This window comes from Candidatus Syntrophosphaera sp., assembly GCA_019429425.1.
Taxonomy (GTDB): Bacteria; Cloacimonadota; Cloacimonadia; order Cloacimonadales; family Cloacimonadaceae; genus Syntrophosphaera.
On the sequence record JAHYIU010000010.1, the window covers coordinates 23,437 to 40,061 of the forward strand.

Annotated in this window: 9 protein-coding genes; all 9 read left to right on the plus strand. The window is 58.0% G+C overall.

Annotated elements, in window-relative coordinates:
• Positions 1-57: 57 nt before the first annotated feature.
• The 9 genes from K0B87_02140 (at position 58) to K0B87_02180 (ending at position 16,483) form a co-directional block, all read left to right on the plus strand.
• Positions 58-2,523 (plus strand): extracellular solute-binding protein, encoded by a 2,466-nt coding sequence (locus tag K0B87_02140; GenBank protein ID MBW6513536.1) that lies wholly within the window; start codon positions 58-60, stop codon positions 2,521-2,523.
• Positions 2,520-4,814, plus strand: a complete 2,295-nt coding sequence (locus tag K0B87_02145) for a beta-galactosidase (GenBank protein MBW6513537.1) — start codon at positions 2,520-2,522, stop codon at positions 4,812-4,814. Before K0B87_02140 ends, K0B87_02145 begins: the two co-directional genes overlap by 4 nt.
• A gap of 10 nt (positions 4,815-4,824) precedes the next feature.
• Complete coding sequence (locus K0B87_02150; protein MBW6513538.1) at positions 4,825-7,854, plus strand: hypothetical protein; 3,030 nt, start codon at positions 4,825-4,827, stop codon at positions 7,852-7,854.
• Complete coding sequence (locus K0B87_02155; protein ID MBW6513539.1) at positions 7,851-9,320, plus strand: beta-N-acetylhexosaminidase; 1,470 nt, start codon at positions 7,851-7,853, stop codon at positions 9,318-9,320. Before K0B87_02150 ends, K0B87_02155 begins: the two co-directional genes overlap by 4 nt.
• Positions 9,317-10,279, plus strand: a complete 963-nt coding sequence (locus K0B87_02160; GenBank protein MBW6513540.1) for a glycoside hydrolase family 130 protein — start codon at positions 9,317-9,319, stop codon at positions 10,277-10,279. The genes K0B87_02155 and K0B87_02160 overlap by 4 nt, the downstream gene beginning before the upstream one ends.
• Positions 10,269-11,345: a carbohydrate-binding family 9-like protein gene (locus K0B87_02165; GenBank protein ID MBW6513541.1), complete on the plus strand. Its 1,077-nt coding sequence runs from the start codon at positions 10,269-10,271 to the stop codon at positions 11,343-11,345. Before K0B87_02160 ends, K0B87_02165 begins: the two co-directional genes overlap by 11 nt.
• Before the next feature lie 450 nt (positions 11,346-11,795).
• Complete coding sequence (locus K0B87_02170; protein ID MBW6513542.1) at positions 11,796-13,298, plus strand: FAD binding domain-containing protein; 1,503 nt, start codon at positions 11,796-11,798, stop codon at positions 13,296-13,298.
• Positions 13,295-15,565: a molybdopterin-dependent oxidoreductase gene (locus K0B87_02175; protein ID MBW6513543.1), complete on the plus strand. Its 2,271-nt coding sequence runs from the start codon at positions 13,295-13,297 to the stop codon at positions 15,563-15,565. Before K0B87_02170 ends, K0B87_02175 begins: the two co-directional genes overlap by 4 nt.
• Positions 15,566-15,580: 15 nt before the next feature.
• Positions 15,581-16,483 (plus strand): Ppx/GppA family phosphatase, encoded by a 903-nt coding sequence (locus K0B87_02180; GenBank protein ID MBW6513544.1) that lies wholly within the window; start codon positions 15,581-15,583, stop codon positions 16,481-16,483.
• Positions 16,484-16,625 lie beyond the last annotated feature (142 nt).

Genomic DNA, 16,625 nt, shown 5'->3' on the forward strand with positions numbered 1-16,625 from the left:
CCGCAATTTAATTCTTGACAGAAAGCCGCGCTTCCACCAAAGTATTATGCAAAGGTTATGCGTATAATTCCGGCTTTCCTCCTGACACTCGCGCTCTTTCTGGGAGTATGCGCGCCCTTACGTGCCAAAACGGAGCAACGCGTTGTCCTGAAAGTGTTTGAGCTGCCGGACCCGCGCAAGACGGACGCCTATTCGCGGGCCAATCTGGCCGTGGTGGAGGCCTTTAGGGAGAAGTTTCCCCACATCGAACTGCGGGCGTTTTCGGGCATCCAGATCGAGAACATGGATCTGGACGCCGGTCCGCTGATGGCCATCGCGGGTGGCGTGGCGCCCGACATCCTCTATGTAAACTTCCGCCAGAGCGACACTTACATCCAGAACAACTTTCTCTGGCCCCTGGACGAGTTCATCGCCCAGGAGGATCCCGCAGCTTTGCGCCTGAGGGTGGAAGAGCCCGTCTGGCCTGTGATCCGCCGGGTCCGCAAAGGCGAAAGCCAGGCGCGGACCTGGATGCTGCCCTACGAGACCCTGGTGCGGGTGCTGATGTACCGCAAAGACGTGTTCCGTAAGGCCGGGCTCGATCCGGACAAGCCTCCGCGCGATTGGGAGGAGTTCTATCGCTATGCCCGGCTGCTGACGAATCCTGCCGAGGGCGCTTACGGCACGGTTTTGGCCTCCGGGCCCCAGGCCGCCTACGATTGGCTTCCCTTTCTCTGGGCCGCGGGGGGCGACGCGGTCTCCTATGACCCCGTAAAGCAGGAATGGAGCGCTTCTTTTGCCGGTCCCGCTGGCGTGGAGGCGATGGAATTCTACCTCAGGCTGGTTGCCACCCGGTGGCGCGACAACCGGGGTGAGAAGCAGACAGGCTTTGCGATCCGGGAGGGGGATTGGGGCTACATGTGGCAGGAAGGCAAGATCGGGATGCGCATGGATTACCTTTCCCAGCAAAACATGGGCGGGGCCTACGATCCGAACCTCTATGCCTTCGCGCCTTCACCGGCAGGGCCTTCCGGACGCGGGGGCAGCGAGATCAACTGCCGCATGATGGGCATCTTTTCCGAGGCCGGGATCAGCAACAATTCCGGGGTCGGAGACCGCGATCCGCAGGCTGTGCGAGCCGCGGCCTGGGAATACATCCGCTTCTACGATTCCGAGGAGGCGCGCCAGATCCGGATGAAGATCATGGTGGACAGCGGCTATGGCAGGATGCAGAATCCCGTCTTCCTCAAGCGTTACGGCTATGAAAGCTATCTGAACTACGCGCCGGCGGGCTGGCTGGAGACCTTCGAAACAGCGCTGAAACACGGAAAACCGGAGCCCTATGGCGATAACTGCCAAAAAGTTTATGAATACATGACCCATCCCCTCGAAGAACTGGTATCCCTGGACCTCAAAGGCAGGCTGGGAAATGATCCAGAGATCCGCAGGGCGCGCATCGCCGCCACCCTGGAAAAGGCGGAGGCGCGCACCAATCAGGAAATGATCGGCCGCATTCCTCCCGAGACCAGGGCCTTCCGGGAAAGGCTGGCCATGGTCTTCGCGGTCCTGATCCTGCTGGCCTTTGGTTTCACCGTGTGGAAGGTTTGGAAGCTGCTAACCCCGGAAACCAAGGCCAAAAGCAAACTCCGCTTCAATTACCGAACCTGGGTGGCCCTATTGCTGGCTCCGGCCGTGATCACAATTCTGGTTTGGAAATATCTGCCCATGCTCACCGGTTCGATCATGGCCTTTCAGGATTACCATCTCGTGGGGGCCAGTCCCTGGATCGGTTTCGGCAATTTCGCCGAAGTGCTTTTTGATCCGACCTGGTGGGCGTCGGTGGGCAAAACGCTCTACTACATGGCGTTGCTGCTGGGGCTGGGCTTCGTGCCGCCGATCCTGCTGGCGATCCTACTGCAGGAGGTTTCGCGCGGCAAGATCCTCTACCGGGTGCTGTTTTATCTGCCCGCCGTGATCAGCGGGGTGATCGTGATCTATCTCTGGAAGTTGCTTTACGACCCCTCGGACGCGGGGATACTGAACCAGATCCTGCTCCAGCTGGGACTCCCCAAGAGCATGTGGATCAAGGATGAAGCGCTGGCGATGCTTTGCGTGGTGCTGCCAACCGTCTGGGCCGGTGTGGGGCCCGGTTCGCTGATCTATCTGGCCGCGCTGAAAAACATCCCCCAGGAACTCTATGAAGCGGCGGACATCGACGGGGCCGGATTCCGCATGAAACTACGGCACATAGTGGTGCCCAGCCTCAAGGGGTTGATCATCATCCAGTTCATCGCCGCCTTCATCGTGGCCGCCCAAAGCAGCGATTTCATTCTGGTGATGACCTTTGGTGGGCCCAATGAGGCGACGCGGGTGGCCGACCTGCTGATCTTTGAAAAAGCCTATCTCTACCTGCGCTTCGGGCTTGCCACCACCATGGCCTGGATGCTGAGCCTCATGTTGATGGGCTTCACGGTGCTGCAGATCAAACACCTATCCAGGATGGAATTCCGCACCGTCCAGGACGACAAGGTGACAAAGCCATGAGCATCATCTCCAAAGTGGGGCGCAGATCCGTCAAAGTCCGGCTGCTGAACGAATCCATCCACCTCGTCTTGCTCCTGGGCGCCGTGACGATGGTCTATCCTTTCCTGTTGATGATCTCCGCCTCCCTGAAAAGCAATGTGGACAGCACCCGGCTGAGTTTGCTGCCCCGTTATCTACATGACGATGAAGCCCTGTTCCAGAAATACCTGGAATCACGCTATAACGAGGAAAGCAGCCGCCTGGGTGATAATTATGCCGGACGCTGGCTTGCCTTTTCCGAGGTCATCCTGCCCGAACTGCCCGATCCGGCCCTGTATAAGGATTGGAAAGAGTTCATCACATCCCATCCCCAGGGGGTTTATGACTATTACGTGGCGGAACATTACGGCCGCGGGGTCTATCCCCTCAACCAGAGAAGGATGCGCAAGCTCCTGAGGCAGGAAAACGACAACGATCTGACCCAGTTTAACCGCAAATACAACACCGGCGCCCAAAGCTGGGAACAGATCGTTGTGGAGGAAAAGGAGATCCTGGGCCGCAATTACGTCAGCACAGATGAGGGCTATCTGGGCAGGTTCCAGAGTTTTAAGAAGGACATTGAAGAAAGGCACCGTAACTACATCAACCTCGACGGGGCCTTCGCGCAGATGGAACTGGCCCCGGCTTTCCGGGGAGACCTGATAGCCTTTAACAGCGCCACCGGACTGGGCCTCAATTCCTGGGGCGATGTGGTCCTTTCCGAAAAATGCCCGCTCCCGGGACATCCGCTGCGGGGATATTGGCTGAATTACGTGCGCAAGGCCCTGAACGTCCATCACATCGGGCTCGAAGACTCCGCTGTTCCGGCCTTCCAGGCCATGCTGCGAGGCAAATATGCCGATATTGCCATGCTCAACGTCACTTGGAACACAGCTTACGGCGACTTTTCCGAGTTGAAGATCCCGGACGAGATCCCCGACCAGGGCGCGCTGGTCGAGGATCTGACCTATTTTGTGGAAAACCTTGCCACCGCCGAAGACTTGAGGGTGCGCAACCTCGGCAATGAGTTTCGGGCCTGGCTGGAATCCAAGTATGGCACCCCGGGAAACTTGCGCCGGGCCTGGAAGGGCGGCTATCAAAGCTGGGAAGATGTTTCCCTGCCTTCCTCCGCGCCTGCGCACAACCTGGCCCAGGCCGCCGACTGGTCCCGCTTCGCCAGGAATGAAGGCCTTCCCTGGCTTGAAGTTCTACCCGCGGCGCAGTCCGACTACCTGGAATTCCTGCGCCCCCGTTTTGGCGGAGCGGGCTCCGGTCTCGATCTTAACAAGCTAAACAACTTCCTGGGAACAAATTACGACTCCGAACAAGACATTTTTCCAAATCCTAGCCGGCCGGTCGATCGAGACCAGGCCGACCTCTGGTCTGAATTCGTGCACCAGGCGGCGCGGGAACAACATCTGAGGCTTAAACCAGATGAAGCTGCCACTCAAGCCTGGCGGAAATATCTGGGTTCCAAATACCCGGGCCCCGGAGCTTTGAGCCAAGCCTGGAAGCTTTTTCCCGCAAGCTTTGAGCAGGTATCGCTGCCTGTCTGGCAGATCGAGCATTTCCTCTTCCAGAAGAACAAAGCCTCCATCCGCAGGGAGTTTCTGACCCGCAACTACGCCATGGTGCTGGACCAGATGTTCAATGACGCCCGTTCCCTGCGCAATACGGGGATCTACACTCTGCTTTCCATCCTGCTGGCCGTGACCGTCAATCCTCTTGCTGCCTACGCGCTCAGCCGTTTCAAACCGCGTTTCAGCTACCAGCTGATCATGCTCTTCATGCTGACCATGGCCTTTCCGGCGATGGTGATGGGCATCCCCAATTTCCTGATGCTGCGGCGATTGAGCCTGTTAAACACTTTCTGGGCCCTGGTCCTGCCAGCCGCCGCGGACGGCTATTTCATCTTCCTGCTCAAGGGCTTCTTCGACAGCCTGCCGCGCGAGCTGTATGAAAGCGCCAGCCTCGACGGAGCCGGGGAATTCCGCATGTTCTGGCAATTCACGCTGCGCCTGTCGCAACCGATCCTGGCCGTCATTGCTCTGGGCGCATTCAATGCCGCCTACCGCAATTTCCTCTTCGCCTTCATCGTTTGCCAGGACCAGTCCATGTGGACCCTCATGGTGCACATCTACGAACTGATGCAGCGCGCCAGCAACAGCGTGGGCTACGCGGCCCTGGTCATCGCCGCCATCCCTACTCTGGCGGTCTTTGTCTTCTTCCAGAATATCATCATCCGGGGGATCGTGGTCCCCACTGAGAAATAGAGAGGTTTTGATGCAGAACGAGAAGATCCTCCTTACCCGCGTAAAGCGATTGCTGGAAAGGCAGAACGCCTTATTGTACCGGGACAAGACTGTTATGGAAGCCGAGTATTCACTCTCGGAAGAAGCCCTTCAGGCCATAAGCATAGGAGAAATGTGGGGCCAGCCCTGGCAGACTGCAGAGTTCAGGATCCGGGGCACTATCCCCGAAACCCTGGCCGGAAAGCATTATGGGCTGTATTTCGATTGCGACGGCGAAGCCTGCGTCATGGACGCGGGCACTCCAATCCAGGGATTGACGCCCAAGGTGGATTGGTATCACAAAGCAGCCAAGCACTTCTTCCCCCTGCATGCTTCGGTTGATCCAGGAAGTTATGTCAGCTTGGAGATCCAGGCCTCTGCCAATGACCTCTTTGGCGCCGGGAAAGATGAATACCGTCTGCGGGAATGCGCTCTTGTGAGTTTTGACGAGTCTTTGTTCCAGGACCTGATGGACATCGGCCTGCTGCTCAACCTGGCAGAAGCATTGCCGGAAGGGACAGTGCGCCGCCAGCGCATATTGCGAGGCCTGGACAGGGTTTGCGACCTTTGGAACAGCGATCTGCCGGAAGCACGGGCCATCCTGAAAGAACTGCTCTCCCACCAGGCCAATTCCAGTGCTTTGACGGCCTACAGCGTTGGACACGCGCATCTAGATCTGGCCTGGCTTTGGCCCATCCGCGAAACCCGGCGCAAGGGCGGACGCACCTTTGCCAACGCGCTTAGGCTCTTGGAGCAGTATCCGGACTACGTTTTCGGCGCCTCGCAAGCCCAACTGTACCAATGGATAAAGCAAGATTATCCAGCGCTCTATGAACAGGTCAAAACCCTGGTCAGATCAGGCCGTTGGGAGGTTCAGGGCGCTTCCTGGGTGGAATTTGACACCAACCTGATCTCTTCCGAATCGATCATCCGGCAGTTCCTGTATGGCAAACGCTTCTTTGAAAGCGAGTTCGGTTCCTCGCCGGAAATCCTCTGGTTGCCTGACTGTTTCGGCTTCAGCGGCAACCTGCCCCAGTTTTTGCGTGGTTGCGAAGTGCCCCATTTCATGACCCAGAAGCTAAGCTGGAACGAGACCAACACCTTTCCCCACCACCTTTTTGCCTGGGAAGGGATCGATGGCACGAGGATCCTGGCACATCAGCTTCCCACCAACGACTACAACTTTTCCAACGATCCCTCCGCCTTTCTGGAAACGGAAAAACGCTATGCGCAAAGCGGGGTCTGCGCTTGTTTCCTCAATCTCTACGGAATCGGCGACGGAGGCGGAGGCCCCACCCGCAACCACATTGAATACGGACTCAGGCTTCAGGACCTCGAGGGAGTGTGCAAATTCCGCTTTGCCAAAGGAGCGGAATTCTTCGCGCGGGCAGAAGAAGTGGAGAAAGAACTACTGCCCGTCGCCTATGGCGAATTGTATCTGGAATTCCACCGCGGAACCTATACCACCCAGGCCCGCATGAAACAGGACAACCGGAACAGCGAGAAACTGCTCTCCGCATCTGAATTCATGGCCGTCCTGGCAGGGCAGAAGAGCTATCCTGCCGCTCTGAGAAAGGTTTGGGAGGATACCCTGCTCCTGCAATTCCACGACATCATCCCCGGCTCCTCCATCGGCATGGTCTATGAGGAGGCCCACGCCCTCAGCGCCCGTAACCACATGCTTTTGAAAGATTTCATCGGCGAACAGGCGGATATATTCCTGCGGGACGGAAAGCTTGCTGGGAAGGGATCCCACGCCATTTTCAATCCCTGCAACCAAGCCTTGGAAGAATGGCATGCCTTTCCCACCGAGCTGAAAGGCCTGGTCCCGATTGACGTTTTAGGAGAGGAACTGCCCTGCCTGGAAACGGAAAACTCACTTTTGGTCAAGCTCAGCGTGCCGGCCTGGAGCTTTGGCGAGATCCAGTTCACTGCTGCAGGCTACCGGCCCAAAGCGCAAGCCAAACCTGCATCTTTGACCCTTGAAAACCTTCATCTGATTGTACAGATAACCAAAACAGGCGGCATCGCCTCGATCCGGGACACGGAAAGCGGAGTGGAGTACCTGGCCGCGGAATCCAACCGGCTCCTGCTTTGGGAGGACGAGCCGAACAACTGGGGGGCCTGGGACATCAACCATTTTTACCGGAGCACCAAACCTCAAATTCCGGACCAGGTGGAATTCATCCCAGAGCTCAGCATCAGCCTGGACGGCGAGTTCAGCCGCGTGGTACAGGATATCACGCTCGGCAATTCCACACTGCGCCAGACCATTGAACTGCGCTACGGCGAAGGCCTGATCCGGATTTCCCATGAGGTCGACTGGCGCGAAAAGCACAAAATGCTGCGGGCGCATTTTTATCCGGACGTTCACTTTGGAACCGCCACCTACGGCATCCAGGGCGGTGTGATCAAGCGCAGCGCGAAACCCAAAAACGCCTGGGAAGCAGCCCAGTTCGAGGTCCCGGCCCAGCGCTTTGCCGACCTTTCCCAACCCGACCGGGGTTGCGCCATCCTCTGCGACGTCAAATACGGCTATCGCTGCGTGGATAACGAACTGGAGATCAATCTGCTGCGCAGTCCCGCGGACGTCGATCCCGGCGCGGACATCCACACCCACAGCTATCGCTATGCCATCCATCCCCACGCCGGTGATTACGAGCACAGCGACGTGTTCCAGATGGCTGAGAAAAACGCCCACGAGCTCCTGATCGCCCCTGCGCACAAGGTTTTGGGAGACCTGCCCCAGCCGCTGTTCAAGCTGAATGCGGAAAGCGTCAACCTGGACACGGTCAAACCCGCTGAGGAAGGTTCCGGAACGGTGCTCCGCCTGCATGAATTCAAGGGCCAGAGCGGTACCGCCCAGCTCTTTTCCATCCGGCCCCATTCTCGCGTTTGGGAGTGCAACATGCTGGAAAAGCCGCTCACGCTGGTAAAAACAGGTATTGCCGACAATGACCCGCTCTATCTGGAATTCCGGCCCTTCGAGATCAAAACTATTCTCCTGGAGGATGAACAATGATCCCACAGCCCAAGAAAATGCGCGTGTTCAAGGAGAAATTCTGGATCACGGAAAAAGTGTCCTATCTGAACGCGACCCTCATGCCAGGAGAGCTTTACCTCCATCTGGTGAAGGATCTGGAACAATGCTATCACAAGATGTTCGGAGACCTGGAGATGGACGACGACAATCTGACCGTCGTGGACTTTTTCCTGGCCCCCTTCAAAAAGAAGGTCCCGCCGGAGTATTATGAACTGAGCATAAAACCCTATAGGATCACGCTCACCGCGGAAAATCCAGCAGGTCTGCTGCATGGGGTCCAAACCCTCAAGCAGCATTGGTGGGACACATCCTTCAACTTTGAGTTTGAGGGCGACAGCGGGGTGGACATGCAATGCCTCAAGATCAACGATTGGCCGTCATATCCCTGGCGGGGGCTGCATCTGGACGTCAGCCGCCATTTCTTCGCTTACAAATTCATCTACCGCTATCTGGATTGGATGGCCTCCTACAAGCTGAACAAGTTCCATTGGCACCTTTCGGACGACCAGGGCTGGCGGATAGAGAGCAAACGCTTTCCCCGCCTGCATGAGGCCGGGGCCTGGCGGATTGAGGCAGATGGCAAAAGATACGGCGGCTTTTACACACAGCGCCAGATCAAGCTGGTGGTCGAATACGCCGCCCGGCGCGGCATTGAGGTCATCCCGGAGATCGATCTGCCCGGCCACGCGCAGGCGATCCTGGCCGCCTATCCTGAACTGGCTTGCTTTCCCGGCGATTTCCAGACCCTCAGCGTCTGGGGCATTTCCAGCGACATCATCTGCGCCGGAAAGGACTCTGCCATCGATTTCCTCAAAGAGTTGCTTTCCGAAGTGGCGGAGCTTTTTCCGGGCGAGTATTTCCATCTGGGTGGAGACGAAGCACCCAAGGACCGCTGGAAAGACTGTCCCCACTGCCAAAAGCGCATCGCCGCGCGCAAACTCGCCGATGAGGAACAGCTGCAGGGCTGGCTGTTCCAGACCCTTGCCAAACACTTGCAGGACAAGGGAAAGACCGTTATCGGCTGGGACGAGGTGCTGGACGGGAAGATCGACTCCCGGCCCATCGTGATGTGCTGGCGCGGAGACGGGATCGACGCGGCCCGCAAAGCCCATGACAACGGCAACCGCTATGTCATCTGCCCCAACAACAAGCTCTATTTCGACTGGAAATTGGACGATTTTGCCTATTTGCCTGGCGCCCACGGAGTCACCACCATCGAAGACGTGTACAGTCTTGACCTGTCACGCTATCGCTTTGAGAAGGAGAAGCTCTTCCTGGGCGGCCAGGCCAACCTCTGGACCGAATACGTTCCCGACGGCAAAACCGCCAAAGATCTGCTCATCGGGCGCATCGCCGCCTTGTCCGAGCTGTTCTGGTCCGACCCCCAGGCCAAGGATTTCGAGGAATTCATCCAGCGGGTCTGGGATTCGGGGAATTGCCCGTGAACCGCCATCCCGCAAATCCCATCCTCACCCGGCTGGACGTCCAAAGCGACCATCCCTCCTTGCGGGACGTCAGTTCCGTCTTCAATCCAGGTGGGATCAGGCAAGGGGATTCATTCACCCTCCTGCTCAGGGTGCAGAACCGGGCCCGAGAAACCTTGCTGCTCAAGGCCGTTTCGACCGACGGCGTGAAATTCACACTTGATTCAGAACCTTTGCCGATCCGGGGCCTGGAGCGATGCCCGCAGAGGATCTTCCACATCTACGATCCCCGTATCACTTTGCTGGAGGGGGTTTACCACGTCCTCTGCGCCATGGACACTGACCGGGGCTGCTGGCTGGGTTGGTTCACCTCCCCGGACCTCGATGAACTGGAGTATCAGGCCCTGGTCTCGGAACTGGACGTGCGCAACGGGATCCTCTTTCCAGCCAGGTTTGGCGGGGAATATCTGCGTTTCGAACGCCCCAACCGGGTCAGTCTGCCCGGAGGCGTGAAGACCGGCTCCGCCATTGTCTGCAGCGCCTCGCCGGACCTGATCAACTGGCATCCGGTCGCGGAGGTCTTTTCCGGACGGCCCCATTACTGGGACGAACTGATCGGCTCCGGGCCGCCCCCGATCAAGACCAGAAAGGGCTGGCTGCACATCTATCACGGCGTGGCAACCCATTTTGCCGGCAACAACATCTACCAGGCCGGAGTTTCGCTCCAGGACCTGCGCCAACCTTGGCAAACCCTGGCGCGGGGCAGATACAACATCCTCGAGCCGCGCGAACTCTACGAACTAACCGGCCAGGTGCCCAACGTCGTTTTCCCCAGCGCGGCGATCCCGATCCAGACCGATGCGGAGGGCTTTGCCTTGCCGGAAAGCGAAGTTTTTCTCTATTACGGAGCGGCGGACACCTGCGTCTGCCTGGCAATCAGCACCATAGATCAACTAATGGAGGAGATCCATGCGCAATAAGATCCTAATGACCGCGCTCATCCTGCTTTGCGGGATCCTCGCCGCGGAAACCTTTCCCGTTCCCGCCCTGCCTTTCGCGCCCCGCAGCTACACCTGTTTCCACACTTTCCGGGAGATCAGGGTTGACGGCAGCCTGGATGAACCCGACTGGATGGAGGCCCCTTGGACCGAGCTTTTCACCGATATCGAGGGCGAAATCCAGCCCGCCCCCCATCTGGATACGCGGGTGAAAATGCTCTGGGACAGCCAAGGCCTCTATATCGCTGCCAGATTGTACGATCCGCACATCTGGGCCAAACTCACCCAACACGACTCCGTCATCTTCCAGGACAACGACTTTGAGGTCTTCATCGATCCCGACGGCGACACCCACCACTACGCCGAGATCGAGGTCAACGCCCTGGGAACGGTCTGGGACCTGTTTCTGATCAAGCCCTACCGCGACGAGCATTCTGCTCTCAACGGCTGGGAATGCCCCGGCCTGGAGGTCGCGATCGGGATCGAAGGCACGCTCAACGACCCCAGCGACACCGATCTGGAATGGACCGTGGAAATGCTGATCCCTTGGGAGGCCATGGCGGAATTTGCCAATAAACCAGTCCCCCCGGAGGAAGGCGACTTCTGGCGCATCAATTTTTCCCGCGTGCAATGGCAAACCCAGATCCTGGACGGACAGTATGAGAAAGTTCCCGGAAAGCCCGAATATAACTGGGTTTGGAGTCCCCAGGGCCTGATCAACATGCACTATCCCGAGCGCTGGGGATACGTGTTTTTCACCCGTGCCCGCAGCGGCGAGGCGGACCCTGGATTCATCATCCCACAGGAAGAACAGGCCCGCGAGTATCTGCGCCAGGTTTACTACGCCCAAAGGCAGCATTGGCTGGACCGCGGAAGCTACGCCAGATCGCTTTCCAAGCTCCAAATGAAGCCTCTGGACCACTCAGGAAAACGGCTCAAACCAATATTGGAGACCACGTCCAAGACCTTTGTCGCCACCCTGCGGCTCGATCCCCAAACAGAACTCATGATTACGGAAGACGGGCGCCTCACGAAATCGGAACAATGACCTGATCCCCAATCCTGGAAAGGAAGAAAGTCAGCCGGCACTTTTGAGCGGACTTGCCCCTCTGCGCAGGATTCAGCCGCGATCTGCTGTGATCCCGTCTTGCGATCGCCTATGTGTCTGTAAAAAATGAGGCTATGGCGTTCTTTCCGCAAGGCATTCATTTATATAACATATGTGGTTGCCTCTCAACCATATAATTGGATGTTACTCATGTCGCCCCCCTTATCAATACGGTGTCAATACGGACTCATTACGGACAAAGTCCGTAGTGAGTCCGTATTGACACCGTATTGATAAGGGGGGCCAGATGATGCAAACATGAATTAGGCAAAACTGATTTGGGCGATAAATGGGTGAATCAAGGACTTTCAGAGGCCTACGCAGAAAAAAAGCTGGACAAATATCAAAGCGTTGGCGCTGATGGCATAAACCCTTGCAGAGGCAGGTACGATGAACAAGACCGATAACCCCAGCCTTTTGAATGAGGCATCAGGCCGCGCCTACCAATACAACCGCGTGCGGTTCTGGCTGAACGGCAAGCCCTTCCGCGCGGAAATCCCTCCGGCCCAGACCACCCTGGAGTTTCTGCAGCAAAACGCGCAGCTTTATGGCACCAAATGCAGCTGCAACGAGGGGGATTGCGGTGCCTGCACCGTCGTTCTGGCCAGGGTCCGGGACGGCGCGGTCCGCTACGAGGCCGTAAATTCCTGCCTTTACAATGCCGCCAGGCTGCACGGCAAGCATCTGATCACGGTCGAAGGCCTGGGCACACCTGATAAGCTGCATCCCATCCAGCAGGCGATGCTGGATTTCCACTCCACCCAATGCGGCTACTGCTCCCCGGGCTTCGTGATGAGCCTCTTTGCCCTTCTGGCCAGCGTTTTGCATCCCTCCGAAGCGGAGATCCTGGCCGCGCTGGAAGGCAATCTTTGCCGCTGCACGGGCTATGACAGCATTCTGCAGGCCGCGCGGTTTATGGCGGATAAGTTCGCTCCGGACGAGATCGTTCCAGATTGGTGCAGGGCATTGGAGAAGGAGGTCCTGGCATTCCAGGGGCCATCCGGATCCGTGGAAAAAATCGGCGTCCCGCTGCGCCATTGCCGCAAGTATCACCTTCCCAGCACTTTGGAAGACCTTGCCACCTTGCTGCATCAAGAACCGGAACACACGATCATCAACGGCGGGACGGACATCATGGTGCAGATGAATGTGCAAAGGCGCCAATACCCCGTTCTGATCGACCTCAGCGCCCTGCCCGGGCTGGACCGCGTGGAATCCGGGCCTGATGGGATCAGCATCGGCGCCAATGCCACCTATTCAGACCTGCTTTGCTCCGAGGCGATCTCATCCTCCCTGCCGGTCCTGCAAGATCTGATCATGCTTGTAGCCTCCCGGCAGATCCGCAATTTTGCCACCCTGTCCGGAAACATTGCCAACGCTTCGCCGATCGGGGACACCCTGCCCCTGTTGCTGGCCCTGGAAGCCTCGTTGGTGCTGTATTCCTCTTCCGGCGAGCGCAAACTGCCCCTGCGCGGGTTTTTTCTGGATTATCGGAAAACGGCTCTGCGGCCGGACGAGATCATCAAGTCCATCCTGATCCCCCTTCCTCCGCAAAGCGCCTTCCTGCGCAGCCTGAAAGCCGCCAAGCGCAAGGCGGTGGACATATCATCGGTTGTTTCCGCGGTGCGGATCGAGGAGCGGGATGGCAGGATCTGCTTTGCCGAACTTGCCCTGGGCGGGGTCGCGCCGGTGCCCAAACTCTCGCGCCAATTCCACAACGCCTTGGCCAACATGGAGTTGCAGGGCTTGCACCCGTCTGAAATAGCCGACTTCGTGGCCGCGGAATTTCAGCCGATCTCCGATGTGCGCGGCTCGGATGCCTATCGCTCAAAACTGATCCGCAACCATGTGCTCAAGTATCTGCGGGAATTTCTGGAAGGGGGCCAATCATGAGCAAACTGCCTCCCCACATCAGCGGAAAGCTTCATCTGACGGGATCTTCGCGCTTCATCGGAGACGAGGTCCCGCTTCCCAACATGCTTTATGCCAAGTTTCTCTTCGCTCCAGTTGCCCACGCCCGCATCACCAGGCTGGATGTTTCCAAAGCGGCCTCCGTGCCAGGAGTGGAGAGGGTTGTAACTGCCGCGGACATCCCCGGGGAAAACCAGATCGGACATGTGATCAAGGACGAGCCGCTGTTTCCGGAAACCTTGATCATGTATGCCGGCCAGCCTTTGGCCATGGTGCTTTCTGAGGACGAGATTCTGGCCGAGGACGCGGTGAAGCTGATCGAACTGGAATACGAGGAATTGCCTCTGCTGCTGGAGATCGACGCGGCTGACAGAGCCGGGGAATGGTATGTCCCCGAGCGCAAGATAGAGTGCGGCGACGCGCAAAAAGCCTTGCGGGAAGCGCCTTTCACCTTGGCCGGAGTAACGCGGACCGCGGGGCAGGAACATTTCTACATGGAAAGCCAGCGCTGCCGCGCCGTGCCTGGCGAAGGCAGCCAGATCACCCTGCACACGGCCACGCAAAGCACGATGGAGGTCCAGGAAGTGCTTTCCCACGTTCTGGGCTTGCCCGCGCACCACATCATCATCGAAGTTCCCAGGCTGGGCGGGGCTTTCGGAGGCAAGGAACGCGCAGCAACGCTCTGGGCTTGCCTGGCAGGTTTGGGTGCCTGGCTGACCCGCAAACCCGTGCAGATCCTGCTCACGCGGGATGAGGACATGCGGGTGACCGGGAAACGCCATCCCTTCGAAGGCCGCTGGCAGGTCGGCTTCGATTCTTCCGGACGGATCAGCGCTCTTGACATTGAACTGCTCAGCAACGGCGGGGCCTATGCCGATCTTTCCATCGCCATCCTGGAGCGCGCCATGTTCCACGCTGAAAACGCCTATCACATTCCCAACGTCCGCATCCGGGGCCGGGCCTGCCGCACCAACCTTCCTCCCAACACGGCTTTCAGGGGTTTTGGCGCGCCCCAGGGCATCTTCATGATCGAGGCCGTGATCGAAAAGATCGCCGCCCGCCTCGGTTTGGACCCTCTGGAGCTGCGCAAGGCCAATGCATACCAGAGCGGAGACAAAGCTCCCTACGGCCAGGCCGTGCTGGAAAGTAATCTCAGAGGATTGCTGGAAAAACTGGAGGCAAACAGCGCTTATGCCTCGCTGAAAGAAGAAGTTATGCGGTTCAACGCCTCGCACGAAGGTGCCAAACAGGGCCTCGGCGTCGTGCTGGTCAAGTTTGGCATTTCTTTCACCACCGCCTTGCTCAATCAGGCTTCCGCGCTGCTCTGGATCTACATCGACGGCAGCGCGTCGCTCACCACCGGAGGCGTGGAAATGGGCCAGGAAGTCAGCACCAAATGCGCCATCGTGGTTTCCCGGGTGCTGGGCATTCCGCTGGAGCGGATCCGGGTGGAGAGCAACAACTCCCAGAGAGTGGGAAATGCTTCTCCCACAGCGGCTTCTACCGGCAGTGACCTCAACGGCAACGCCTCGCGCATCGCATCCGAAAAGGTCCGCCAGCAGCTTGCCCCCGCGGCTTTGGAACTCCTGGCCGGAAAAGGGGTCGAATGCTCCGAAGATCAACTCCGCTTCGAAGATGGAAAGGTCTTTGCTGAACAAGAAAGGGAAAACTGGATCGCCTTCCCAGAATTGGTGCGCCATGCCTACAATTCCCGCATCCCGCTGGCGGCCTATGGCTATTACAAGACCCCGGGAGTGCATTTCGACCGGGTGAGGGGAGTGGGAGATCCTTTTCACTACTACGTTTGCGGCTGCGCCCTCTCGCAGGTGCAGATCGACGCCCTCAGCGGCGAACACCGCGTCCTGAAAAGCTTCATCGTGCATGAGAACGGCAACAGCCTGAGCGAGGAGATCGACCGGGGCCAGATCGTCGGCGCTTTCGCGCAATGCCACGGCTGGTGTACGATCGAGGATCTTCCAATGGACTCCCAGGGCCGCTATCTGGCTGTGAACCCATCCACTTACAAGATCCCCACGGTACGCGAGATCCCGGAGAAACTCGATGTGGAGATGGTTCCCTCGGGAGCTGGATACGCCAGTGTTTTTGGCAGCAAGGCGACCGGCGAGCCGCCTTTCATCTATGGCCTGTCCGTCTGGTTTGCCATCCAAAACGCCATCCATGCGGCCGATCCGGAAGCGGAACTGGGCTTTCCGGCCACCCCGGAAGCGGTGTTGATGGCCTTGCGTTAACAATAGGAGGATATTATGTTCAAAGCAGTAATCGACATTGGCACCAACTCGATCAAGGCAGTGATCGCCTCGGTCCTGGAAGAGGGAATCGACATTCTGGAGGATATCAACCGCGCTCCCAGGCTGGGGGAAAAACTCGCGGAAAGCGGCCAGATCGGTGCGGAGGCGATGCAGCGCAATCTAAGCGCTCTGAGGGAAATCCGGGATATCTGCCAAAAACGAAGGGTGGAAAAGGTGCAATGCGTGGGCGCGGAAACCCTGCGCAAGGCCAAAGATGCCGACCTCTTCAAGCAGATGGTGCTGGAGGAACTGGGTTGGGAACTGCGCACCCTCCGTCCTGAAGAGGAGGCCCGGCTAACCTTTCTAGCCTCAGTGGAGATGGCCCCCAAAGGGGTTCCGGCCCTGGTCGTCGATTCCGGCGGAGGCAGCACGGAATTCAGCTTCGGCGATCGTGTCAGCATAGAGGCCAGGCACAGCCTGCCTTTGGGCGCCGTGACCCTCACCCAACAGTTTATCCACAACGATCCGCCCAAAGCTGAGGAACTTTCGCTCCTGGCTGAGCACATTCGGAAAATGCTGCGGGACCAGCTTCCGCAAAGGGAGCCGCTGTTTACCATCGCCTGCGGGGGAACCCTGACCACCCTGGCCGCCGTGGGCCTGGGACTGGATAGTTTCGATCCGGACAAAGTGCAGGGCTATTTGCTCACCCGGCAGGAACTTGCGCGGCAGAAAAATCTATTCCGAGATTTGGATAACGAAGGGCGCAAAGGAATCAAAGGGATGCCGGCCTCGCGTGCGGACATCATCCTGGCTGGAGCCATGATCGCGGCTGGAATACTTGAGCATTTCACTCTGGAGGGGGTGAGAGTTTCCACCTACGGATTGCGCCATACTCTGCTCTGGGAAGATTTGCCTTAACCTGCCCCGAAAAAAAAGGCTCATGTTCAATAAGAGTGGGTAAGTCCATCCATGAGGTATCCACAGCGTTGCAGAACTTTGAGTCTGAAGTAATCAAAGTCCTTGTATCCGTATGCTCTTTTCAATAGGGTTTTGATTACGT

Coding starts and splice junctions, on each gene's coding strand:
- K0B87_02140 (MBW6513536.1), top strand. CDS start 58: ATGCGTATAATTCCGGCTTTCCTCCTGACACTCGCGCTCTTTCTGGGA.
- K0B87_02145 (MBW6513537.1), top strand. CDS start 2,520: ATGAGCATCATCTCCAAAGTGGGGCGCAGATCCGTCAAAGTCCGGCTG.
- K0B87_02150 (MBW6513538.1), top strand. CDS start 4,825: ATGCAGAACGAGAAGATCCTCCTTACCCGCGTAAAGCGATTGCTGGAA.
- K0B87_02155 (MBW6513539.1), top strand. CDS start 7,851: ATGATCCCACAGCCCAAGAAAATGCGCGTGTTCAAGGAGAAATTCTGG.
- K0B87_02165 (MBW6513541.1), top strand. CDS start 10,269: ATGCGCAATAAGATCCTAATGACCGCGCTCATCCTGCTTTGCGGGATC.
- K0B87_02170 (MBW6513542.1), top strand. CDS start 11,796: ATGAACAAGACCGATAACCCCAGCCTTTTGAATGAGGCATCAGGCCGC.
- K0B87_02175 (MBW6513543.1), top strand. CDS start 13,295: ATGAGCAAACTGCCTCCCCACATCAGCGGAAAGCTTCATCTGACGGGA.
- K0B87_02180 (MBW6513544.1), top strand. CDS start 15,581: ATGTTCAAAGCAGTAATCGACATTGGCACCAACTCGATCAAGGCAGTG.